The following is a 23,029-nucleotide window of genomic DNA, read 5'->3' as shown; positions in this document are numbered from 1 at the left end:
CATTTTGCTAACTAGTTATCATTTAGAAAAATACAACTTTATATCCTCTCTCTCTTACTAGTCGACAAGTTCTAGTGGATTGTAGCGAAAGGGTGGCGACTCCAGCGGGAATAGCACGTGCTGAAAGCCCCGCAGGAGCGTGAGCGACGAGGAGATTGAAGCCGTGCCCGCGGAAAGCGTCCACCCTGTAGCGGAAATCCCAACAGACATTTAATAGCTCTGTCTTACGACGCATTATCTCTATTATGTGTGTTATTACATTTATTGTTCCTCTTGCTAAATGGAATCGAGAAAGGTGCTTTAGCGCGATTGTTTATTTTTTTAACAACAGATACATAAAATATGGAGCGCCGATTAGAGCAACCATTATTCCAGCAGGAATCCCGTTTGGCTCTACTACATTTCGACCAATTGTATCTGCAAATAGTAATAGCCAACCGCCGATTAAAATCGCAACAGGGACAAATAATTGGTGTCTAGGGCCGACTATTGCTTTTGCAATATGGGGTGCCATCAATCCGATAAAGGCAATTCCTCCTGTAACGGAAACAGCGGAAGCTGCAAGTGCAACCGCAGCGAGTAAGAGAACGATTCGCTCTTTTTCAAGGGACATCCCAACACCAATCGCCACTGGTTGGCTTAAGCCAAGTATATTTAACTTATTCGCTTTATATAAAGTGAATGGGATTAAAACAATTAGCCATGGAAGTAATGCTAAGATGAATGGCCAATCAGACCCCCAAATATTACCGGCTAGCCACTTAGAGATAAAATCAACTTTTTCACGTTCAGTTGATGAAATAATGACAATCATTAATCCAGATAAAGCCATTGAAAATCCTATACCTACAAGTACTAATCGAACAGGCTGTAACCCTGCTTTTCGATTGTAGGACAGTATGTAAATAAAAAATGCTGTAAGTAAAGCCCCGATAAATGCCATAAAAGGAAGCATATATACAAACGAACCAGGGTCGATAGGAGAATATAAGAAGAACAAAGAAATTGCTACTCCTGCTCCGGAATTTATACCAATAATACCTGGATCCGCCAAATCATTACGTGTAATCCCTTGTAAAATCGCACCTGACAAAGCTAGTGCCATTCCTGCAAGTAATGTAATAATAATGCGGGGTAAACGAATGGAAAATAACACAAACTCTTCTTTGAATGTACCTTGTCCAAATAGTGTAGGTATCAAACGATCAAATGATAAAGAAGAATAACCGATACCAGCACTAAGAATAGCGGTAGTCAGTATTAAAATGGATAAAATCACAACAAGCACTCGTTGTTTTTTGATAACTCCTTTTGGAATCATTGGAATGCGCCTCCTCCTTTACGAACAACAAGAAGAAAGAAAGGCAGTCCCATGATCGCAATAATTGCTGCAACCGGTGTCTCATAAGGAATGTTAATCGTTCTTCCAAGCGTGTCAGCAATTAGCATAAGAATAGCTCCAGCTATGACCGACATGGGAATGATCGAGCGATAATCAGTTCCAACAATAGCTCGAACAATATGAGGAACCATTAATCCGATAAAAGCCATATTCCCTACAAGTGCAACAGATGCCCCTGCGAGTAGTATGATGACGATAAATAGAATGGATTTTATGAGAACTGTTTTCTGGCCCAATCCTACTGCAACTTCTTCATTTAAGCTCAAAATAGTAAGTTGTCGAGAAAGTAAGAGAGCGATTAAAATTCCTATACATACAAAAGGAATAATAATAGATAACTGGCTCCAATTTGTTCCGATTAGCCCTCCTGCTGTCCACATATTTATGTTTTTCGATATTTTGAAAAAAATACCGACTCCATCTGCGATAGCATATAAAAAAGCGGAAACGGCAGCACCAGCAAGCACGATTCGAAGGGGAGAGAATCCTCCTTTTTTCATCGCTCCGATACTAAATACCATAATGGCACCGATTGCAGCTCCAATAAAGCAGGCAATTGTGATTCCAAAATAATTTACCATAGGAAAAAAAGCGAGTGTTACCGCGAGTGCAGCATTCGCTCCCGAGGTAAGCCCTAGCAGTCCAGGATCAGCAAGAGGATTTCTTGTAATTCCTTGCATAATAGCTCCTGAAACGGCAAGTGCCGCACCTACAACGACTGCTCCCACTTCTCTAGGAAAACGAATTTCACGAAGTATATTTATCTGATCATTTTTCAAGTTAGAAAATAAAGCATTCCACACATCTTGTAGGGAAGTTTCGGCTGCTCCGAAAATCATTGCAATAATAAATATAGCGAAAAGTAACAATAACCCAATTATGAACTTTATGCTAAAACGAATAGAAGATTTCATCGTTCGTTTCCTTTCTATACAATAAGAGGGGAGGAATTCCAAAACCGAATTCCTCCACGACTATTATTTGCTGTTTAAAAAGTGTTCTTGGAAGAATTCAAGTTGATAATCTAAGGTGATTGGATCATTAAAATAAAACTCTTCCATTGGTGCTTCAAACACTCTATTATTTTTTACAGCAGGTATATTTTTATAAGTATCTGTATTTTGGAATGAATTGTCTGCAGCTGTTGATTTACTTAAAATTACATAATCTCCTGCAAATTCAGGAAGTACTTCTAAAGACAAAGCATAGTATCCAGGCTCTAAAGCGGACTCTTCTACTTTTTTTAGGCATTTTTAAGCCCATTTCTTGATAAAGAATCTCTGTTCCTCGACCCCAGTTATTGCCGTATACATATAATTGTTTATCAAAATTTTCAATTACCGATACAGTAGCATCTTCACCGATAGCAGCTTTGATTTCTTCTCCAGTAGACTTCGCACGTTTTTTAAAGTCATCGACCCAGTCTTGCGCTTCTTTTTCTTTATTTAGTAATTTACCAATCTCTACTTCCTGTGTTAAATAATCTACCTTCCCATAAGTAAATGTTACTGTTGGTGCGATCTCTTTTAATTTATCTAAATTTTGTACTGTAGAATATCCGATAATTAAATCTGGATCTAGTTCAATAATTTTCTCTAAGTTTTCTTCCGATACTTCTTCCACATCTTTGAAATATTTATCATATCGTGGATTTTGTTTAGACCAAGGATCCACGCCAACTATATTTACATCAAGTGCAGCAACGTGACCAGCATAAGCAAGAACCACTACACGTTTTGGATCAGCTGGTACTTCAATCGGACCTTCTTCTGATTGGTAGGTAATAGTAGAGGACTCTTCTTTTCCATCGTCAGATGAAGTACTTGTTTTTGTTTCAGTTGTTTCGTTATTGCAAGCAGTTAAAGCTAGTACAAATAAGAACAATATTGGCAATAAGAATTTTTTCAACATGTTATTCTCCCTTAAGTAAATTGTATGTAATACACATAGGTTTATTTGTTCTCGGATCCAATCCAATTTCTGCATCTATTTGGAAAACGTCTCGCAGTACCTCTTTTGATATAACCTCTTCACAGCTACCTGCTTTTACAATTTGCCCAGCTTTTAAGGCAATAATATTGTCTGCAAAGCGTGCTGCTTGATTGAGATCATGTAAAACCATCACAATGGTACGTTTTTCTTCTTTGTTTAGTTTTTGTAAAAGCTCAAGAACTTCTAGTTGATGTGCCATATCTAAATAGGTAGTTGGCTCATCTAAAAAAATGATTTCGGTTTCTTGCGCTAATGCCATGGCAATCCAAACACGTTGACGTTGTCCACCCGATAATGCATCAACTGGAAAATATTTAAAATCTAGCGTTCCAGTAACTTGAAGCGCCCAATCGATCACTTCGTAATCTTTTGTCGTAAGTCGACCAAAACCAGTTTGGTAGGGGAATCTACCATAGGAAACAAGCTCTCCTACTGTGAGACCTGCCGCACTTTCAGGTGTCTGCGGTAAAATTGCCATTTTTTTGGCGAGTTGTTTTGTATTTTCTTTAGTTACACTTTTTCCATCTAATACAATCGAGCCAGATTGATGAGAGATAATACGTGTAATAGCTTTTAAAAGAGTAGATTTTCCACAGCCGTTAGGTCCAATGATTGTTGTAATTTGTTGATCTGGAATTTGTACAGACAGATCTTTTACAATTAAACGCTCGCCGTAGCCAATAGATAAATCATCTGTGTAAAGACGGACCATGCCGTAACCTCCAAACTTAATCTTGCAATTATCGATGATAACGATTATCATTATCACAATAGCAACTATATTTAAATTATGGCAAAATGTCAACAATAAATTTTAGGAGACTAAAAAATGAATGATATATTTGATGTGACGATCATTGGTGGAGGTCCGGCTGGACTATATTCTGCGTTCTATAGTGGGCTTCGAGAATTGAAAACAAAGATTATTGAGTTTCAACCTTATTTAGGTGGAAAAATACATGTTTATCCGGAGAAAATGATTTGGGATGTAGGGGGGCAACCTCCAATTCCAGGGGAACGATTAATCGAGCAATTAGTACAGCAAGGTCTTACTTTTGATCCAGAGGTTGTTTTAAATGAGAAAGTGGAGTCTATCACTAGAGACGATCAACAAATTTTTTGTTTAAAAACGGCTTCAGGTCAAATGCATTATTCGAAAACAATTATTTTAGCTGTTGGTGGGGGAATCCTTAATCCTTTGAAGTTAGATATCGAAGGAGCAGAGCGATTCGAAGTAAGCAACTTAAATTACACCGTAAAGTCTATTCAACGATTTAAAGGTAAGACAGTTGTTATTTCCGGTGGAGGAAATTCAGCAGTGGATTGGGCAAATGAACTAGAGCCTATTGCGAAGAAGGTTTATGTGACATATCGAAAAGATGCTTTAAATGGTCACGAAGCACAAGTTAGTCAATTATTATCAAGCTCTGCGACAGTCTTTTTCAATACTTCCATTTCCAAACTAATCGCTTCCCAAAGTCATGATGTAGTTGAAAAAGTGGCTTTAACAAATCATGAAACGGGAGAAGTAACCTTCTTAGAAATCGATGAAGTGATTATTAATCATGGATATGAAAGAGAAGCGGAACTTCTCAAAAATAGTGATGTGGATATTGCAATGGTAGAGGACTTCTATGTGGACGGTTCTAGTATGAGCGAGTCATCTGTGGATGGTATTTATGCAGCCGGTGATATATTGGCACATCCCGGAAAATTACATCTAATAGCAGGAACATTCCAAGATGCAGCAAATGCAGTAAACAAAGCAAAACAATTCCTACAACCTGATGCATATAAAGTAGCAATGGTCTCTTCTCATAATGACATTTTCAAAGAAAAAAATAAAAAGTTGATCAAGCAGCTCGTTTAATTGGAAAAGTGGTTTTACAATTAATCAAGTAAAACTAGATTTCGACGATAAGAAAAAGTTGCCATCCAGTAGAAAAATAATGGATTGGCAACTTTTGTTTCACCATTTTGCTTTACGTTCTACGATACAGCCTAACATTTCTCGGATATGTATGGGAGGACCTTCTTCTAATTGAATTTTACCATTATAGTAACCCATCATTTGATGGACTTCCGTAGTAGCAAGTTTTATATCCGTTTTTGCCGTTCGGTGGAAAAAAGGGGTAAATGTTAAATCTACTTCCTTTGAAAATTTGGTTTTCACTTTCCAAGGTAACATGAAATTATTGGTATCATAAGTAAACAACAAGTCCTCATGAATTTTCATTAGTTTTCCGTCTATGAATATTGCATTTTCAGTCATACCCGTACCATCAGTCCATTTACCACCAAAGTTTAAGCCAATGCGTCTAAAACCGACCCGTTGAGAAGCAAATCCCCAATTCCATGTTGCTACTCTAGGGAGAATTCCTCTGCTGTAATCGAGTACAGCAAAGTTATCCTCTGCTTGAAAAGCATAACGAGCATCCCCCATTTTTACAAATCCAAAAGTGGGTAATATATGATGCTTTGCAGTAAATTGAAATTGCGTTCGATTCCAAGGGATAACGACATTCAATGACTCATCTTCTATAGGATGTGAAATATGTAAATCAGCATGCAAAAAGTCTCCATCAAAGTCTGGTATCGTTATAGTCATATGCGTTTCGTTTTGTATATATAATAGTTGGATAGACATCTCCTTCGAATGAAGGTAAACACTTTCTAAAACGTTCGAAGGCATTTTTACTTTATTGCCTAAAGGAATCGTAACTGTTTTTTCAACATATCGCTGTGTTTCATAATTTAAAAAATAGACAGTGCAAATTGCAGCATAATCTAAATGAATAATAGTTGCAGAAAAGAGTATATCATCTCCAAAGACACACCAGTAATTCCACTTTTTCTTCCGCATATAATGACCTTTTAAATTGCTCTCAATGATTGGTTTTTTTGCATATCCAATTGCTTTTGGATTCAAATTACCTTTTTCATCACATAGCAATGTCGACTCGGTAATTTCTTTTTCTGCATGCTGTATCACTAGCCATCATCCCTTCTAAAAAGTAGGTTGCCATCAAAAAAAATAAAATGAAATTCATTGACTCAATACTAGCATATAATTCCCTTGAAATCATATAAACAAATAGAAGGAGGTTGAAAATTGGCAACTTATAACCGTGATGCTGCGGTAGCTTATGCTCAAAAGTGGTGGAATAGCTACAACCCCAAGTTTCCTGTTTTTGATGTGGATTGTACCAATTATATTTCACAATGCTTGTTTGCCGGTGGTGCCCCTATGAGAGGACAATTTAATCGAGAAAGGGGATGGTGGTTAGGGAATAATACTTGGAGTTTGAGTTGGAGTACACCTCATTCCTTACGCTGGTATTTGGCAGGTTCGACAATCGGATTACAGGCAACCCAAGTGGATTCACCGACTAAACTAATCCCAGGAGATCTAATTTTTTATGATTTTGAAGGGGACGGAAGATACGACCATTCGACGATTGTAACGAGTGTTCAAGATGGTATTCCTTATGTAAATGCGCATACAAATAATAGTCGAAACCGGCATTGGAACTATGCAGATTCCTATGCACATACACCAAATACGAAGTATGTCTTTTTCCATGTAAAAGATCAGTTTTAATAGACAAAGGGCAACTAAATGTGCATACACTTAGTTGCCCTTTTTTAATACATGATATATAGATAATGTGTCGTAGTGACCACTGGGATTTCCGCTACAGGGCGGACGCTTTCCACGGGCGTTGCCTCAGCCGCTTCCCTCGCTTGCGCCCAGTCCAGGGTCTATGGCTAACGCTATTCCCGTAGGAGTCGCCGCGCCCTTTCGCTATAGAACGTGCCTACTAGCAAGTGAGTAGGCACGAAGTTCTCTTCGTACTAAATGATTATTTTAGGAAAGCCGCTCTAAATAAAGAAGTAATTTCGATTGATTTTCGTGAAAGGATGGCGACTCCAGCCGGATGAGGGAGCAAAATGAGCCTTCACAAGGGTGAAGGCTCATCGTTCACCCGGGGGAAAGCGTCCATCCTGAAGCGAAAATCATAGTGGACACCTAATAGAGCAACTTACGCCGCACTTTTATCTACAATGCGTGAATTAGCTATTTACAACAAAGTTTTATTAAGGCACATACCAAAGGACAGCTAATGTCTCTTCGCCAGCATGAACTGCTAAAACGGTGCTGATTTCACCAATCTCGATTTTAAGATGAGGTGTTTGAAGTAAAATCGCCTCTTTTAAACTTTCAGCTTGGGTCAGTGCATTAGAGTGCATGATATATACTAATTTGGCACCTTCTTGTTCAACTGATTCTCCAACTCTGTCGATCAAATATTGAACTGCTTTTTTCTGAGAGCGAACTTTATCCAGCTCTTGCAATTCACCTTTCTTATTAATCTGTATAATTGGTTTTATTTTTAATAAACTACCCAAATAAAATTGGGCACTACTCAATCTTCCACCTTTGTATAACTGAGTTAAGTTACCGATTAAGATATAATTCCGAAATTTAGAAGTTTCCTTTCTTAACAAAGCTGCAATTTCATCAAAAGGTAGACCTTGTGCTTGCAACTCCAGACCTTTTTCCACGAGTCCTGTTATACCAGCAGATAAAGAAAGAGAATCGACACATTCCATTGGTACTTCTGCTATTTTCGCGCCGCTTATGGAAGAAGAAATCGTTCCGCTCAAACTATTGGAAACATGTATTGCAATGATAGACTCATACTCTTTACTTAGATTTGTATAAACTTCTGCAAATTCTCCTGCGGATGGTTGAGAAGTTTTTACTGGATCTGTGCCGTTCCGAATACGTTCATATAGCTGATCAGAAGTTAAATCTATGCCGTCTATAAATTGCTGTTGACCAAAATGAATATTAAGTGGAATTTCGAAAACATCTGGATGATTTTTTAAAAAGGAATTCACATAAGCAGTGCTATCTACAACCCAAGCGATTTTTTTCAAAGTCATGTTTGACATCCTATCTCATACATTATTTATTATTAAGTAATTATAGCATATGTATCCGTTTACAATACACATGATTCTAGAAAAATACTATTAAGCAAATAGTAATTATTTCGTGGATTTCCACCAACGCGCATTCCAAGATTCTAAAATATCCAATCGGTGACGATATAGAATGAGAAGAATTGCAATTGAAAGTGGAGAGAGATGGGAAAAAGTAGGAACTATCCAGCATAAAATAGCATATGCACTAAAGGCGATGGACATACTTAATGTTGCACTTCTTAATAATGCGATTACTAGTACAAAACATATGGCCATGACCCCAAATAACGATGGATCTAAAACGAGTGCTACTCCTATAAAAGTAGCGATTCCTTTACCGCCCTTAAAGTGGAGCCAGAAAGGAAACATATGACCGACAATCCCTAATAACCCTCCAATGGCAATAACCTCGAAAGAAAAATGATAATAAAAGCCAATATAGAGGATAAGCACCCCTTTCAGCGCATCTCCTAAAAAAGTCAATAAAAATGCCGTTTTCCCAAGAACAGCACCTGCATTTCTTGCTCCTAAGTTGCCGCTACGCATTTTAGTTAAGTCCGTTTTTTTCCATTTTCCAATCCACCAAGCAGTAAGAAAGGTTCCTATAAAATAACTGGTTAACCAATAAAGAATCATATGATCACCTCGAAACTGTTTTTATGTAAAATAGCAAGCCTTTTAATATAACGTTTTAATTGGTATGATGTTAGTAATAATGGATGCTATAGAAAAGGGAGTTTTTCATACAATGATGCAACAATCATTAACTATTCGTGATGCAATTATTCAAAGAAGGTCGATCAAGGCATTTAATGGACAACCCGTTGAAAAAGATACTTTACTTTCTATTATGGAAGATTCTACTTGGGCACCGAATCATCAAAATAGACAGCCTTGGCGTTTCGTCGTTGCTTGCGGGAAAGAGCTTTTAGATTTATATGAAGTGTTGAAAGAATTTGCAATCCCGAAGTGGAAAGAGCTGTCGGATGAAGAATTAGAAAAACAAATGAAAAAGTTTAAAAGTCCGGGAGGCTATATTTTTGTTATTGTCCCGGAAGATGCACGTCAAAAAGAGCGTTTAGAAGACTATGCTGCTGCAAGTATGCTTATTCAAAACATCCAATTGCTTGCTTGGGATCGTGGCATTGGTTCATGCTGGAAAACACCAGGCTTTTTAGATAATCCTAAATTCCGTGAAGCACTTGGAGTAAAACAAGGGGAACGCATCATTAGTATGTTACAGGTTGGCTATTTTGATGAAATGCCAAAACCGAAAGAACGAAAACATGTCGATGAATTAATTACGATATTTGGTGAATAAAATAGAGCTATCTCCTCAACAGGGGATAGCTCTATTTTGTTTTAGCATAGGATGCTTTATTTTTTTAGTTGCTCTTTAGTTAGATCTGCTAGTTCGTAGTAATAATCACCAATAACTCTCAGCCCTTGGTCAAAGTTTTCTAAATGGAAATGCTCATTTGGTGCATGGAAATTTTCAGATGATAAACCGAAGCCCATTAATACTACAGGTAAGCCAAGTATTTCATCGAAAGCAGCTACGATTGGGATAGAACCGCCACCCCGTGTGTATGCTGTTGGAACATGATACACTTTTTCGTAACTACGACCAGCTGCTTGAATAGCAGGATGATCAAAAGGAGTGATAAATGGTTTACCTTTATCAAATTCAGTGACCGTAACTGTAACACCGGTCGGTTTATTTTTTTCGATATGCGCTTTTAATTTCGCAACGATTTCGTCCGGATCTTGGTCTGGCACTAAACGGCAAGTAATTTTTGCTCCAGCTTCACTTGGTAATACTGTTTTAATGCCTTCTCCAGAAAATCCTCCAAATACACCATTCACTTCAAGCGTTGGGCGAGCCCAAACACGTTCTAAATGAGAAAAACCTTTCTCACCGAAAAGCTCCTCGACTCCAACTTCTTTTTTCAATTCTTCTTCGTCAAAGCCAAGTGCTTTATACGCTTCACGTTCCTCATCAAGTAGGGGACGTACATTCTCATAAAATCCTTCTACTTGAATAGTACCTTCAGCGTCACGGAAAGAGTCTAATACCGATACGAGTGCATGAATAGAGTTTTGAACTCCGCCTCCGTAAAGTCCAGAGTGTAGGTCACCTTTAGCTCCTTTTACGTCGATTTGAACGCCGCAAAGACCACGTAACCCGTAGCATACAGCAGGTTGTCCTGGACCTTGCATACCAGTATCAGAAATAACGATGACGTCTGCAGCGAGTTTGGCTTTGTTTTCTTCAATATAGACTTCTAAGTTTGGACTGCCAACTTCTTCTTCGCCCTCTATTAAAAATTTTACGTTAACTGGAAGTGCACCCTCTGTTTGAAGAAGTGCTTCTACTGCTTTTACATGCATGAACACTTGACCTTTATCGTCACTAGCACCACGAGCAAATAGCTTGTTGTCACGGACTTCAGGTTCAAACGGCTCTGATTCCCAAAGGTTCAGTGGATCAACAGGTTGTACATCATAATGGCCATATACAAGGATTGTTGGTTTGCCTTCAGCATGTAACCAATCCGCATATACGACAGGATGGCCCTTTGTTTTATCGATGATTACATTTTCTAAGCCCGCTTTTGTGCATGAGTCAGCTAGCCACTCAGCACCCTTTTGCATATCTGCTTTATGTTCTGATAAAGAAGAGATACTTGGTATGCGTAAAAACTGTTTTAATTCTTCTAAATGTGCTTCGCGTTTTTCTGTAAAGTAATTATTTAATGCTGTTAAATGACTCACTTGGATCCCTCTTTTCATGAAATTTCGTGAATAGAAATAGTATAGCATAAGAATTGTGACAACTAAAATCGTAGTGTGCTATAGTAGTAAAAAGAAATACGGAACTATGTTATTATTTTAGGAGGATACAAAATTGTACATAGAATTTGTACTTTTAGCATTTGCATTACTGGTTTCATTCTTTTTATCGGGAAGTGAAACCGCTTTAATGACAGTAAATAGGATGAAGGTCCGACTGCGAGCTGAACAAGGTGACCGAGCAGCGGAAAGATTGCTCGTTCTTTTATTAAAGTCGGACCGAATGATTGTTACGATATTAATAGGGAACACGATTGCGAATGTAGCCATGACTGTCTTAGTTATTTTCATTGCGGAAAGTCATGGTTGGAATATTGTTTGGTCTGTGATCATACTGACCGTGATTATTATATTATTTGCAGAAGTATTACCAAAAACAATCGCTGCTACTTTTTCGGAAAGAATTGTGTATATTGTGGCTCCGATGATTCGATTATTGATCGTTTTACTACGACCGTTATCGTTTTTAGTTGCTGCATTTATCAATATGATGATCCGTATAGGTTCAAAAGGTGCCGTGAAGGAAACAATCATTACGAAAGAAGAACTGTTGAATATGGTTGACATAGCATCTACAGATGGCACATTTGAAGAAGAGGAATCCGAGCGAATAAAAGGTATACTGGATTTTCCAAATAAAGATGTATCGGACGTATTATTTACACATCGTACCGAAATGGTGGCATTATCGATAGAATCTACATACGAAGAAGTGCGAGATACGATACTCGAGCATTCTTATACGAGATATCCTGTGTATGATGAAAATTTAGACACGGTAGTTGGGATGTTCTATTCGAAAAAGCTGATCGAATGGTCTATGGACTCATCGTTAAAACTAGAAACGCTTATTGATAGGGAACCACTGTTTGTCGTGCAAAATTTAAGTGTGGAAAAAGTATTTGAACTGATGCTCACGCATAAAAAGCATATGGCAATTGTGTTAGATGAATACGGGGGTACGCTTGGAATTGTAACCCATGAAGATTTAATCGAAGAAATGATTGGGCAAGAAATAGAAGACGAAACAGACGACGATGAAGAAATATTAATTCATGAAATGACGGAAAGTCGTCTAATCTGCGCTGGTCGCGTAGAAATAGAAGAAGTAAATTTACTGTTCGATCTATCTATCGTAAACGAAAATGAAACAATCGGAGGATTCGTACTGGATCAGCTAGGGCATGTTCCAGTAGAAGGCGAGCAATTTACTTACGAGAATTTATTAATCGAGATTAATGAAATGGATCGTAGCCGAATTGTGACATTAACGATTACAAAAAGAGAAGAACCAGCAGTTGATGAAGCGCAAGAGGAGTAATACTTCCTTTTGCGTTTTTCTTTTGGCTTAGGGAATTAAAAGTTCTATGGCTTATCGATCAGTATAAGTAAACTGCGACGTAAGAGATACGGCAAAGGCAATTGATTTCCGCTCCAGGCGGACGCTTACCGCGGGGCGGGCGGTGAGCCTCCTCGTCGCACGCTCCTGCGGGGTCTCACCTGTCCCGCTGATCCCGCAGGTGTCGCCGCCTTGCGCTACAATCAATAGGAATTTCTTGCTCATTTAGTATCCGCATTTAGCAGGATAAAGCTCGAATTACTCAACCATTTATTAGGATAGCATCGCTTAATAATTATCGCTTTTAGAAGTAAACTTGTTCTTTTACGATTTGATTGCTTTCCTGCTAATTTAGTTACTTTCAGCGACTAGTTTGTTGCTCTGAATGGAAAGAGTAAAGGTTGAGTTGTTAGCTATTATGATGGATTGGAGCGAAAGGGCGTGGACTCCAGCCGGCGGAAAGCGTACGCCCTGTAGCGGAAATCCTAGCGGACACTTCATTCAACTCACTACCGCACGGTTTCTCTATTATGCTCGACATACCAATTTTATTGCAGACATAGGCGTTTGCATTTTTTTAACTTACACGATTGTAATTATATTGAAAGAGAATACGATAGAGGGTAAGGTTCGGATTTGGCATTATAGAGTTATAAAGAAAAGCCGAGCGGAGGAATAAAAAATGCAAGTTCAAATTGAAAATATTTACGAAGAATATAACCGATACATATATTACTTATGCTTGAAACTAACTAAAAATCAAATAGATGCAGAAGATTTAATGCAAGAAGTATGGATGAAAGTTGTACGATACGAATCCTATATGAAAGAAGTGGACCATGTAAAAGCTTGGTTAACGACTATTTGTATGAATACTTTCCGCGACAGATACCGTAAACAAGTAAGACGTAGCAAATACGTTGCCAACCAACCAGAGCAACTAGATATTTCTTTATTGGATTTAATTGCTGCGGATGTTTTATCTGTAGAAGAGCAGTTGGAGAAAGAAGATGTAGGAGAAATTATTCGTTCCAAAGTTGCTGAATTAGATGGCATCTACCAAAAAACAGTGATGTATTTCTACGTACATCAATTTTCACTGATGGAAATTGCAGAAGTGATGAAAGTTTCCATCGGTACAGTAAAATCAAGATTATTTAGAGCGAAGCAACGTCTAAAAGAGCTCATCATGAGTGATGAAGTTGCAAAAGATTCATTAGTTTTAGTGTAATGTGAAAGAGCTTCCCTTGTTCGAGAGTGGCAGGGGAGGCTTTTTTTTGTTGCTTACAAAACTAACAAAAATGGTATGTGGATAACTTTCTCTAATAATATAAAATATGGAGTTTTGTATATTGTGCGTGGTATAGGGATAATGCGTCGTAAAGATACTAAGATGTCCGCCATGATTTCCGCTCCAGGCGGACGCTTTCCGTGGGGCGAGAGGTGAGCCTCCTCCTCCGCTAAGGCTACGTGCGGGGTCTCACCTGTCTCGCTAATCCCACAGGAGTCGCCGCCTTGCGCTTCAATCAATCGAACTTGCTAATCATCACTAAAGTAAGTCTTATTCAGTTATTCATAGATTTTTCCTATAGAAAACAATATAGTACGAGAACTAGTGCATCATTTCTTAGTAATTAGCAAACTTACTGGATTGTAGCGAAAGGGTGGCGACTCCGGCGGGAAAAGCATGAGCTGAAAGCCCCACAGGAGCGTGAGCGACGAGGAGATTGAAGCCGTGCCCGCGGAAAGCGTCCACCCTGTAGCGAAAATCCCAGTGGACACTTAATAGCCCTGTCTTATGACGTATTATCCCTATCATGTACGAGATTTCACTCATCATGCCTACATGCCATAGTGATTAGGAAAAGGTGCTTGCAGTTTTTCTTTTTGTAGTTGCTAGGAATGCGCGGGCGTTATGGGGTGATTCCGAAGCAATTCTACACAGTATCTGCACATATCCAACCAAAAACCCCAAGCGCAAAATGCTTGGGGTCACCAAAATACTATTCTTCTACAACCTCTTTACCAGTAGAGAACCATTCTTCCACGTTCCATACTTTCGTTACTAATCCTTCATAAAACTCAGGTTCATGGCTGACGAGGACGATTGTGCCTTTAAATTCTTTCATCGCACGTTTCAATTCTTCTTTTGCATGAATGTCTAAATGGTTCGTCGGCTCATCGAATATTAACCAGTTACTTTCTTCCATCATAAGCTTACATAAACGCACTTTCGCTTGTTCTCCACCGCTTAAAGAAGAAAGTGGGCGAGAGATATGCTCACTTTTCAAGCCAGTGCGAGCTAGAGCGGCACGAACTTGGTTTTGTTCCATACTCGGATAAGTTTCCCAAATGGATTCAATTGGTGTAATATTACCAGCTTTTACTTCTTGCTCGAAGTAAGAAGGGTATAAGAAATCCCCGCGGATTACTTTTCCGCCTAGTGCAGGAATCTTACCTAAAATTGTTTTAAGTAAGGTCGATTTACCGATACCATTCATGCCAACAAGTGCAATTTTTTCTCCACGCTCAATGGTAAATGTAAGTGGTGGGAGGAGTGGATTATCATAACCAATTTGTAAATGCTCTGCTTCGACTACGTAACGTCCAGAGCTACGTGATTCTTTAAAACCGAATTCTGGTTTAGCAGCGGTTTCTGGACGATCAATGCGTTCGATGCGGTCCAATTGTTTTTGTCGAGATTTTGCACGACCAGTTGTAGAATAGCGTGCTTTATTTTTGGCGATGAAATCTTCTTGTTTTTTAATGAATTCTTGTTGCTTTTCATAAGCGTCGATATGCTGTCTTTTATTCAACTCGGCAAGCTCTAAAAACTTTTCGTATGACGCAGTGTAACGCGTAAGCTTAGAGAATTCTAAGTGGAAAATAACATCGACAATGCCATTCATGAATTCCGTATCATGGGAGATCAATAGAAATGCATAGGGATAGTTCTTCAAGTAATTGGATAACCAATTAACATGCTCTTCGTCTAAATAGTTGGTAGGTTCGTCCAATAAAAGCACTTTTGGCTTTTCTAATAATAGTTTTGCCAATAGAACTTTCGTACGCTGACCACCAGAAAGTGCTTCCACAGGTCGATCTAAACCAATAGCATCTAGGCCAAGCCCGCGTGCAACTTCTTCTACTTTCATATCTAGCGAATAAAAATCTCCGGCATCTAATACATCTTGTATTTCGGCCATTTTTTCTAGTAACACTTCTAATTCTTCTGGCGTTGCATCCGCCATTTTAGCAATGATTTCATTCAATTCTTCCTCTTTCTTATAAAGAGGTAAGAATGCATCACGTAATGTATCGAACATTGAGCGTCCTGGTTGCAGGCGAGTATGCTGATCTAAATAGCCGTAATGTGTACCGGGAAGCCATTCAACACGGCCTTCATCGTAAATGATTTCCCCTGTTAAAATATTCATCAATGTCGATTTTCCAACACCGTTTGCCCCAACAAGTCCAACGTGTTCACCTTCCACCAAGCGAAACGAAACTTCTTTAAAAAGCGTACGATCTCCGAATGTATGTCCCAAATTTTCTACATTTAATAAGCTCATATATTATTTCCTCCAAAAAGAAAGCTCAACGGACTATAGTGCCGCGAGCTGTTTGTTTAGTTCTGCAAGGTCTTCTTCCATTTTGGCTAATCTACGTTCGGCGTTTTCTACTTGAGTGGGGTGGCCATTCGACTCTAGTTTTTCCATGTCACCTTGTAATCGGATATAGTCCATTTTTAACTCAGCAATTTCCGCTTGTAGTTGATCTTTTGTCATGAATAATCACCTTCAGCTTTTTGCCCTATTGTAGCATAAAAATGGGTTTAACGTGCGATTTCTTCTTCAGCTTTTTTATTTGCAATCGTTTGTTCAATCAGTTCTACTACTTCTACTAAATTAGGAGTAAAGTCAAAGTTTTTTTGTTTTTGGATATAAGCTTTTCTTCGATTATCATGCAGTATAATTTCCATAACGGCATTTTGTAAGTACGATTGTTTTATTTTCCGACCTAGCCCTAAATTTGCGAAGCCATGTCCTTCCTGTGGGAAGGCGTAATTCACTTCCTCCTCGTGTGCACAAAGGATAATACATGGAATTTGGAATTGTGCTACTAAGAAAGGCATGTAAGAACCGGAAGTTATGACGATATCACTAGTAGTAATAAAAGAATCCGGCGTGGCTGTCTGGATAACCTTAATCGATTTTCGAGTGAGTGCAAACCGTTTAAGATCCAAGATATCATGCTTGTAGTGCTCATCTACTAAAACACTAATCTGCAAAGGAATATGAAGTTGCACAAGATGTCTAAGCGTTCGATATGTTAAGTTTTCTGGATCCTCATGTGGAAACGCGACAACAATATGTGGTGGATTCTGTGTCGTGTTATTATTTTTAGGAACAATTGCTTGGGATGGGATATATCCTGTTAGCCCATAAACAAAATGCTCTTTGGAAAGGTCTTTTGGATTTTCATACAATGCTTGGAAAACAAGATCAGCTAGAGCGCCGCCATCCCCGTGATCGTCAAAATGAATAAGTGGACAGTTCAAAGCTTTTAAACGGCGAATTAAATCCTTTTCAGAATTTCCACTATCATGGATTATACAATTGGGGTTAAAAGATTTCATTTCTTCTAGTAAATGTGCATTATTATTAAAAGTATATGTTTTAATATGTTTTTTTCTAAATAGTTTAGAAGGCTTGTATTAGTACTAGGCACAAAAACCTTATAATCGGATGTTTTCAAAGCAGGTAACAGCGCATTCGCACGGTCAGCAGGGTATAAACCCCGGTGTGGTAATGTATTTAATAGATAAGCTAGTTTCATTATTCATCTTCCTTTCCTGTGCATATTCTTAATATTGTATGGAAAAGGACAGGTGTATATGACAACTAGAAATGCGAAAGCACCTGTCACTGCTCCGACAGGCAAAAGGGAAAAAGCGAGGAGGGATTGAGGTGGCAAAAAGAACGGCCATCGTAGTGGGGGCTACGGGCTTTACCGGGCAACACTTAGTCAAACAATTATGTGAAAGTGAAGAATATGTTGCAGTGACGATAATTGCTCGAAGAAACATTACATACACACATGCAAAACTAGATGTGAAGATTCGAGAATTCGATAAACTAGAAGAAAGAGATTTTGAAATTGCGGATGATTTATTTTGCTGTTTAGGGACCACGATGAAAAAAGCGAAAACAAGAGAAAACTTCGAAAAAGTAGATTTGGAATATCCACTTAGAATTGCTTCTTTAGCTAAAAAGCGTGGTATTCCCAACTTTCATGTTATCTCTGCCGCTGGATCCAGTAAAAGATCACCTTTTTTCTATAGCCGTACAAAGGGAAGAATGGAGCAAGAGCTGATTGACTTAAAGCTACCGCATCTATTTATTTTCCGTCCTTCGTTATTGACGGGGGGACGGGCAGAATTTCGATTAGGGGAGCGGTTAGCAGAAGGGATTTTTCAATTAATCAATCCGATATTAGTCGGTCCATTTAGAGGCTTGCGGGCAATTGAAGGGAAGCAACTAGCATTTGCTATGTACCATTATGCAGTGCATGGAAGAACAATGAGTGTAAATATATATAAATCGAGCGATATTTTATATGCTAGACCTATTGAAAAGAATGTTGAAGAACCAATTACTAGAGAAGAGCTATTTGATTGGAGCAAGCGGAAAGATATTTTTGTAGAAGCTGAAGCTGATAAAATGCAGGAACAAACAAGTGACAATCTTCTCAGTCGAAAGAATGAACTTTTTTAGAACCATGCCAATTTTCTCACAAGAGAGCCCCTTCTTTGATACAATAAAGTACGGGTAAAGGAGGTTCTACAACTATGAAAATTCTACTCGTAGACGGAACAATTATCGGCACGAAAACAAGTGTCATTCTTGAAAAAGTGAAAGACTATATAGAGGAAATTAGTACAGAGCACACCCTAGAAATTATACGATTTGCCAATTATGAGCATCAGTTTGTAGATGGCAGACCAATGGATCAATACAATGATGATATGAAGCTGCTGGTCAGTAAGTTCGAGCGAGCAGATGGATATATCATTGCAACGCCGATTTTCCAAGGATCCATTCCAGGTGTTCTAAAAAACGCTTTTGACTTTTTACATCCGAAAACGATGCGATACAAACCAGTATCTATTGTTGCTAACGGTGGGACATATCAACATCACTTAGTAATCGAAAATCAGCTGAAGCCGATTTTGGATTACTTCAGATGTCTTGTAACACCAAATTATGTATACACCCATTCAAGCCATTTTGATGAGCACAATGAAATAGTGGACGAAGATGTGCATAATCGTCTGCGCGAACTAGCTCGTGTATTCGTACAGTATGCGGAAATGAGCAAAGGTCTCTGTAAAGAGCCGATTGATACGCATTAAATTAGTCAGAGGATATCCCATTCAGTTGGTGGTATCCTTTTTTTATGGACTTTCTATCACAAATGTACAAACCGCCAAGGAAATCTTCACCTTGGCGGTTATATAATTCCCTTAACGACTCTCTTCCTTATAAACAGCAATCAGTAAGACAGCGTTCTCTTCCCCAATATTTTTAACAAAGTGGGGAACACAAGCGTTCCAACTGAATGAGTCACCTTCATTTGCAATGACCGAGTCTTCCCCTTGTTCTGCGAGTACAGTTCCCTTAAGGACAATATGACTTTCTTCTCCTTCGTGCGCATTTGCTTCTCCGGTTGATGCACCGGGTGCTAATTCTACATGCATCATGCGTAGTCCGCTTTGAGAGGTAAGATGTTCAATTTTAATATCATTATGTGTTGTATACACTCGCTCGGACTTCCTTACTACTTTCATATGTTCCTTTTTTTCTAGTAGTAAGTAAGGCAATGGAACATCCAAATAGTTTGCGATCGTTTGTAGTGTATTGAGGGAAGGGGAGGTATTATCGTTTTCGATATTACTGATAAACCCTTTTGACAAGCCGATTTGATCACTCATTTGCGCAATGGTAATCTTCTTTCGTTTACGTATATCCCGGATTTTGGAGCCAATTTCCATGTTCAATCCTCCCGAAATAGTTTTATTGGTTATATCGTAACACAATTTAATTGACTATATCTATTACTCGATGTTATCTTATAAGAAATAAATATTCTTAATAGAAAACCATGTTTTAGTTGATTGGGCCCAATTCAAAAAAGAATATTTTTTTAAATAGAAAGTTCACTTATATGAATAAAATATTTTTAAGTGAATAAAAAATAGACGAAAGAAGGAAAATAAAGTGGATAAATTAGGTATTGGTACATTATTATTAAGACTTGTGTTAGGAATTAGTTTTTTTATACATGGGCTTGTAAAGTTTCAAGGTGGTATTGAAAATACGGTAGGATGGTTTGAAAGCATTGGAATTTTAGGTTTCTTCGCTTATGCAGTAGCTACATTGGAATTAGTAGGAGGCATTGCACTTATTTTAGGAATTGGAACTCGTGTAGTTTCTGCATTTTTTGTTGTATTAATGGTTGGCGCAATTATAAAAGTGAAATTTGCTATCGGGTTTTTAGGTACATCTGAGATGGCTGGTTATGAACTAGATCTTGCATTTTTAGTAATTGCTCTGTTTTTAGTGTTAAACGGAAGTAAGTTTTTATCTATTGACGAAGCATATTTTAAATAAAACATCGAGTGACGGATTCTAGAAACGCGCTTTGATAAAGTGGAGACTCACAAAGCTGCTTAAAGCCAACTTTGTGAGTCTTTTATTTGACAGTAAATGGCTAAGGGTTACCAAAAAGGTGTGAAAGCAACCAATTGGACGGCGAAAGCAATTAATTTCTGGATGAGAGCAACCAATTCACGCGCAGGAGAAATTACTGTCTGCGACGAGCTTTGCGCAGGAGCAATAACTTTCTGCGACGAGCTTTGCGCAGGAGCAATAACTTTCTGCGACGAGCTTTGCGCAGGAGCAACCAACTATAAACAAGCCGATTCATACAAAGAATCGGCTTGTTTTCATTATAGTTTTAAGTTTTTCAAAGCTTCAGCTAGTGCATTGTTCACTGGCTCTTCTTCTTTATTTTGCTTTTTCAAATACTTTTGTACATCGCGTTTATCTGCTTTTCCACCGGAAGTTTTTTTGCGTCGTGCTTCGAAAGCAGACAGCTTTTCACGGTAACCACATGTACAAGTGAAAATTTGTCCATCACCTTCACCGCGTAACTCTAGTTTTTTCTTACACTGTGGACAGCGAGCGTTTGTCACTCTCGATACGTTTTTGCGATGTCCGCATTCACGGTCTTGGCAAACGAGCATTTTGCCTTTTTTGCCGTTCACTTCAAGCATTGGCTTGCCGCAGTCTGGACAGCTCTTGGTGGAAATATTATCATGTTTGAATTTTTTATCGCTGTTTTTAATGTCACTAACAATTGTTTTTGTATAGTTTTTCATTTCACCGATAAACAGGTTTTTGTTCAATTTACCTTTTGCGATAGCCTCGAGTTTTTGTTCCCATTCTGCTGTAAGAGCAGGAGTTTTCAAATCAGCTGGAACTAAATCTAGCAATTGCTTCCCTTTAGAAGTAAGGTAAATATCTTTTCCTCTTTTCTCCAATAGGAAAGAATTGAATAGTTTTTCGATAATATCAGCTCTTGTCGCAACTGTACCCAAACCACCTGTTTTATCGAGCGTTTTTGCTAATTCTTTATCCTGTGTCCCCATATATTTTGCTGGGTTTTCCATTGCTGTTAATAGAGAAGCCTCATTGAATCTTGCAGGTGGCTTTGTTTGTCCAGATGTTTCGTTTACGAATTTGATGGAAAGCTTATCGCCTTTTTCGATACGAGGAAGTATTTGTTCCTTCATATCATCCGAATTTTCATCTTCGTCAAAGTGATTTTCATATACTTCCTTCCATCCAGAGGAAAGGATCGTTTTTCCTCTTGCTACAAAAGTTTCGTCACCAATAGAAGCTTTCACTGTAATTTGCTCGTATTCAAAAAGAGGGTATAGAACTGCTAAAAAGCGTTTCACGACTAAATCATAAATTTTACGTTCTTTATCTGTGAAGCTGGCTTGATTGACAATTTCCTCTGTTGGAATGATCGCGTGATGATCTGATACTTTACTATCGTCGACAAATGCTCTATTTGCTTTAATTGGTTTTTGTAACACTTTGTTCGCAAGCTGTCTATATTGTCCAATCCCACAAGATTTTAGACGCTCCGGTAACGTTTCTACAATATCACTAGACAGGTATCTCGAATCTGTACGAGGGTAAGTTAATACTTTGTGTCGCTCATACAGTGTTTGCATAATACCTAGTGTTTCTTTCGCGGAGAAGCCAAATATTTTATTGGCATCGCGTTGTAATTCTGTTAAATCATAAAGCTGTGGAGCATAGCTCTTTTTGTGTTTTTTATCGACATCGATAATCGTACCTTGCTTATTGTCTACTTTTGCAATAACTTGTTCTGCTTTTTCCTTGGAGAATGTCCGCATATCACTAGTTTGGCGATCCTGCCATGTTAGTTTTAGGTTATTCGTTGTATGTGCTTCTACACCGTAGAATGTTTTCGGTTTAAAATTGCGTATTTCATCTTCTCTTTGTGCGATGATCGCAACTGTAGGAGTTTGCACGCGCCCACATGATAACTGCGCATTGAATTTACTTGTCAGTGCACGAGTAGCGTTTAGTCCGATATACCAATCTGCTTCTGAGCGGGCAACAGCTGCATGGTACAAGTTTTCGTACGCTTTACCGGATTTTAAGTTTTGAAAGCCCTCTTTAATTGCTTTATCTGTAACAGATGAAATCCAAAGACGTTTAATCGGTTTGTTTACTTTTGCTTTTTCAATAATCCATCTGGCAACTAGCTCACCTTCACGACCAGCGTCTGTTGCGATAATAATATCATTAACATCCGTACGAACTAGCTGACTTTTGACTGCATTATATTGCTTGCTTGTTTGTTTAATCACAACTAGTTTTAAATCATTTGGAAGCATCGGTAAGTCTTCTAGATTCCATGTTTTGTATTTTACATCGTAGCTTTCCGGATCTGCTAGCGTTACGAGATGCCCGAGTGCCCATGTGACAATATATTTGTCGCCTTCTAAAAACCCGTTTCCTTTTTTATGACAATTCAATACACGCGCAATATCGCGAGCTACTGATGGTTTTTCTGCAATTACTACACTTTTCTTCATCTATATAAAACATCCTTTCCACGGTAACCATTATATCAATTATGCCTCGGAGTAATTGCGTCCAGATTTGGAATTGAGCTTTAGCCTGCGTGACGCAGGTAAGGTAGCCGTTGTCGCATGGATGCGACGTACTTAGGCTAACATCCTCTACAAAATCCTTACCAAATCTGTGACATCCGCCGGAGGCTTTAACTTTGATGAGTTGGTTTTTTGTCCAACTCATTAAAGTTAAATATAGCATAGAAGGTAT

Annotated in this window: 20 protein-coding genes and 1 pseudogene; 8 read left to right on the top strand and 13 right to left on the bottom strand. The window is 38.4% G+C overall.

Features of this window, described 5'->3' with window-relative positions; translation table 11 throughout:
- Nucleotides 1-313 precede the first annotated feature (313 nt).
- The 4 genes and pseudogenes from OR571_RS12350 to OR571_RS12335 all read right to left on the bottom strand — a co-directional run bounded on the left by OR571_RS12350 (nucleotide 314) and on the right by OR571_RS12335 (nucleotide 4,106).
- A complete protein-coding gene (locus tag OR571_RS12350) occupies nucleotides 314-1,321 on the bottom strand; it encodes a FecCD family ABC transporter permease (RefSeq protein ID WP_282243084.1) in 1,008 nt (335 codons plus the stop codon).
- The gene (locus tag OR571_RS12345) at nucleotides 1,318-2,316 is read right to left on the bottom strand and encodes a FecCD family ABC transporter permease (protein WP_282243082.1); all 999 of its coding nucleotides are present in this window, start codon (nucleotides 2,314-2,316) and stop codon (nucleotides 1,318-1,320) included. Before OR571_RS12345 ends, OR571_RS12350 begins: the two co-directional genes overlap by 4 nt.
- A gap of 63 nt (nucleotides 2,317-2,379) precedes the next feature.
- Nucleotides 2,380-3,310 (bottom strand): annotated as a pseudogene (locus tag OR571_RS12340) (iron-hydroxamate ABC transporter substrate-binding protein).
- Nucleotides 3,311-3,314: 4 nt separating this feature from the next.
- On the bottom strand, nucleotides 3,315-4,106 hold the full coding sequence (locus OR571_RS12335) for an ABC transporter ATP-binding protein (RefSeq protein WP_282243080.1): 792 nt from the start codon (nucleotides 4,104-4,106) through the stop codon (nucleotides 3,315-3,317).
- A gap of 117 nt (nucleotides 4,107-4,223) precedes the next feature.
- On the opposite strand from OR571_RS12335, the gene OR571_RS12330 reads away from it, so the two are divergent.
- Nucleotides 4,224-5,264 (top strand): NAD(P)/FAD-dependent oxidoreductase, encoded by a 1,041-nt coding sequence (locus tag OR571_RS12330; protein ID WP_282243078.1) that lies wholly within the window; start codon nucleotides 4,224-4,226, stop codon nucleotides 5,262-5,264.
- A 99-nt stretch (nucleotides 5,265-5,363) separates the two neighbouring features.
- On the opposite strand, the gene OR571_RS12325 is transcribed toward OR571_RS12330, so the two are convergent.
- On the bottom strand, nucleotides 5,364-6,386 hold the full coding sequence (locus OR571_RS12325; RefSeq protein WP_282243076.1) for a DUF2804 domain-containing protein: 1,023 nt from the start codon (nucleotides 6,384-6,386) through the stop codon (nucleotides 5,364-5,366).
- Nucleotides 6,387-6,506: 120 nt separating this feature from the next.
- On the opposite strand from OR571_RS12325, the gene OR571_RS12320 reads away from it, so the two are divergent.
- A complete protein-coding gene (locus OR571_RS12320; RefSeq protein WP_142538038.1) occupies nucleotides 6,507-6,995 on the top strand; it encodes an amidase domain-containing protein in 489 nt (162 codons plus the stop codon).
- A gap of 497 nt (nucleotides 6,996-7,492) precedes the next feature.
- Here OR571_RS12320 and OR571_RS12315 read toward each other — a convergent pair whose 3' ends face one another.
- The gene (locus OR571_RS12315; RefSeq protein WP_282243075.1) at nucleotides 7,493-8,344 is read right to left on the bottom strand and encodes a DegV family protein; all 852 of its coding nucleotides are present in this window, start codon (nucleotides 8,342-8,344) and stop codon (nucleotides 7,493-7,495) included.
- Nucleotides 8,345-8,449: 105 nt separating this feature from the next.
- Nucleotides 8,450-9,022 (bottom strand): glycerol-3-phosphate acyltransferase, encoded by a 573-nt coding sequence (locus OR571_RS12310; protein ID WP_282243074.1) that lies wholly within the window; start codon nucleotides 9,020-9,022, stop codon nucleotides 8,450-8,452.
- Nucleotides 9,023-9,134: 112 nt separating this feature from the next.
- Between OR571_RS12310 and OR571_RS12305 the strand changes: the two genes are divergently transcribed.
- Nucleotides 9,135-9,707 carry a nitroreductase family protein gene (locus tag OR571_RS12305; RefSeq protein ID WP_282243159.1) on the top strand — a complete coding sequence of 191 codons (573 nt, stop codon included), beginning with the start codon at nucleotides 9,135-9,137 and terminating at the stop codon, nucleotides 9,705-9,707.
- A 56-nt stretch (nucleotides 9,708-9,763) separates the two neighbouring features.
- Here OR571_RS12305 and OR571_RS12300 read toward each other — a convergent pair whose 3' ends face one another.
- Nucleotides 9,764-11,161 (bottom strand): dipeptidase, encoded by a 1,398-nt coding sequence (locus tag OR571_RS12300; protein WP_282243073.1) that lies wholly within the window; start codon nucleotides 11,159-11,161, stop codon nucleotides 9,764-9,766.
- 133 nt (nucleotides 11,162-11,294) lie between these two features.
- Here OR571_RS12300 and OR571_RS12295 point away from each other — a divergent pair, with 133 nt between their 5' ends.
- On the top strand, nucleotides 11,295-12,560 hold the full coding sequence (locus OR571_RS12295; protein WP_348775040.1) for a hemolysin family protein: 1,266 nt from the start codon (nucleotides 11,295-11,297) through the stop codon (nucleotides 12,558-12,560).
- A gap of 700 nt (nucleotides 12,561-13,260) precedes the next feature.
- Nucleotides 13,261-13,809, top strand: coding sequence for an RNA polymerase sigma factor (locus OR571_RS12290; RefSeq protein WP_282243072.1), 549 nt, complete (start codon nucleotides 13,261-13,263; stop codon nucleotides 13,807-13,809).
- A 772-nt stretch (nucleotides 13,810-14,581) separates the two neighbouring features.
- Here OR571_RS12290 and OR571_RS12285 read toward each other — a convergent pair.
- From OR571_RS12285 to OR571_RS12275, 3 genes are read right to left on the bottom strand one after another with little or no spacing between them, the layout of a single operon-like run.
- Nucleotides 14,582-16,150, bottom strand: coding sequence for an ABC-F family ATP-binding cassette domain-containing protein (locus OR571_RS12285; protein ID WP_142538031.1), 1,569 nt, complete (start codon nucleotides 16,148-16,150; stop codon nucleotides 14,582-14,584).
- Between the two features lie 33 nt (nucleotides 16,151-16,183).
- The gene (locus OR571_RS12280) at nucleotides 16,184-16,366 is read right to left on the bottom strand and encodes an SE1832 family protein (protein ID WP_142538030.1); all 183 of its coding nucleotides are present in this window, start codon (nucleotides 16,364-16,366) and stop codon (nucleotides 16,184-16,186) included.
- A gap of 47 nt (nucleotides 16,367-16,413) precedes the next feature.
- A complete protein-coding gene (locus OR571_RS12275; protein WP_282243071.1) occupies nucleotides 16,414-17,217 on the bottom strand; it encodes a hypothetical protein in 804 nt (267 codons plus the stop codon).
- Nucleotides 17,218-17,548: 331 nt separating this feature from the next.
- Here OR571_RS12275 and OR571_RS12270 point away from each other — a divergent pair, with 331 nt between their 5' ends.
- Entirely contained in the window at nucleotides 17,549-18,355 is an 807-nt protein-coding gene (locus tag OR571_RS12270) for an NAD(P)H-binding protein (RefSeq protein WP_282243070.1), read from the top strand.
- A gap of 74 nt (nucleotides 18,356-18,429) precedes the next feature.
- Nucleotides 18,430-18,993 (top strand): NADPH-dependent FMN reductase, encoded by a 564-nt coding sequence (locus OR571_RS12265; protein ID WP_282243069.1) that lies wholly within the window; start codon nucleotides 18,430-18,432, stop codon nucleotides 18,991-18,993.
- 111 nt (nucleotides 18,994-19,104) lie between these two features.
- Here the strand turns inward: OR571_RS12265 and OR571_RS12260 are convergent, their stop codons facing one another.
- Complete coding sequence (locus OR571_RS12260) at nucleotides 19,105-19,632, bottom strand: helix-turn-helix domain-containing protein (protein ID WP_282243068.1); 528 nt, start codon at nucleotides 19,630-19,632, stop codon at nucleotides 19,105-19,107.
- A 226-nt stretch (nucleotides 19,633-19,858) separates the two neighbouring features.
- On the opposite strand from OR571_RS12260, the gene OR571_RS12255 reads away from it, so the two are divergent.
- A complete protein-coding gene (locus OR571_RS12255) occupies nucleotides 19,859-20,251 on the top strand; it encodes a DoxX family protein (RefSeq protein ID WP_282243067.1) in 393 nt (130 codons plus the stop codon).
- Nucleotides 20,252-20,589: 338 nt separating this feature from the next.
- On the opposite strand, the gene OR571_RS12250 is transcribed toward OR571_RS12255, so the two are convergent.
- A complete protein-coding gene (locus tag OR571_RS12250) occupies nucleotides 20,590-22,779 on the bottom strand; it encodes a DNA topoisomerase III (RefSeq protein ID WP_282243066.1) in 2,190 nt (729 codons plus the stop codon).
- Nucleotides 22,780-23,029 lie beyond the last annotated feature (250 nt).

The sequence above is a fragment of the Psychrobacillus sp. NEAU-3TGS genome (genome assembly GCF_029955155.1).
Classification (GTDB): domain Bacteria; phylum Bacillota; class Bacilli; order Bacillales_A; family Planococcaceae; genus Psychrobacillus.
This window is presented reverse-complemented; position numbering and strand designations above follow the sequence as displayed.

Bases quoted from the DNA above. Each gene is read 5' to 3' on its own strand.
- OR571_RS12280 (WP_142538030.1), bottom strand. From the start codon at position 16,366: ATGACAAAAGATCAACTACAAGCGGAAATTGCTGAGTTAAAAATGGAC.
- OR571_RS12260 (WP_282243068.1), bottom strand. From the start codon at position 19,632: ATGGAAATTGGCTCCAAAATCCGGGATATACGTAAACGAAAGAAGATT.
- OR571_RS12305 (WP_282243159.1), top strand. From the start codon at position 9,135: ATGATGCAACAATCATTAACTATTCGTGATGCAATTATTCAAAGAAGG.
- OR571_RS12310 (WP_282243074.1), bottom strand. From the start codon at position 9,022: ATGATTCTTTATTGGTTAACCAGTTATTTTATAGGAACCTTTCTTACT.
- OR571_RS12265 (WP_282243069.1), top strand. From the start codon at position 18,430: ATGAAAATTCTACTCGTAGACGGAACAATTATCGGCACGAAAACAAGT.
- OR571_RS12350 (WP_282243084.1), bottom strand. From the start codon at position 1,321: ATGATTCCAAAAGGAGTTATCAAAAAACAACGAGTGCTTGTTGTGATT.
- OR571_RS12345 (WP_282243082.1), bottom strand. From the start codon at position 2,316: ATGAAATCTTCTATTCGTTTTAGCATAAAGTTCATAATTGGGTTATTG.
- OR571_RS12335 (WP_282243080.1), bottom strand. From the start codon at position 4,106: ATGGTCCGTCTTTACACAGATGATTTATCTATTGGCTACGGCGAGCGT.
- OR571_RS12315 (WP_282243075.1), bottom strand. From the start codon at position 8,344: ATGACTTTGAAAAAAATCGCTTGGGTTGTAGATAGCACTGCTTATGTG.
- OR571_RS12330 (WP_282243078.1), top strand. From the start codon at position 4,224: ATGAATGATATATTTGATGTGACGATCATTGGTGGAGGTCCGGCTGGA.
- OR571_RS12275 (WP_282243071.1), bottom strand. From the start codon at position 17,217: ATGAAATCTTTTAACCCCAATTGTATAATCCATGATAGTGGAAATTCT.
- OR571_RS12250 (WP_282243066.1), bottom strand. From the start codon at position 22,779: ATGAAGAAAAGTGTAGTAATTGCAGAAAAACCATCAGTAGCTCGCGAT.
- OR571_RS12290 (WP_282243072.1), top strand. From the start codon at position 13,261: ATGCAAGTTCAAATTGAAAATATTTACGAAGAATATAACCGATACATA.
- OR571_RS12285 (WP_142538031.1), bottom strand. From the start codon at position 16,150: ATGAGCTTATTAAATGTAGAAAATTTGGGACATACATTCGGAGATCGT.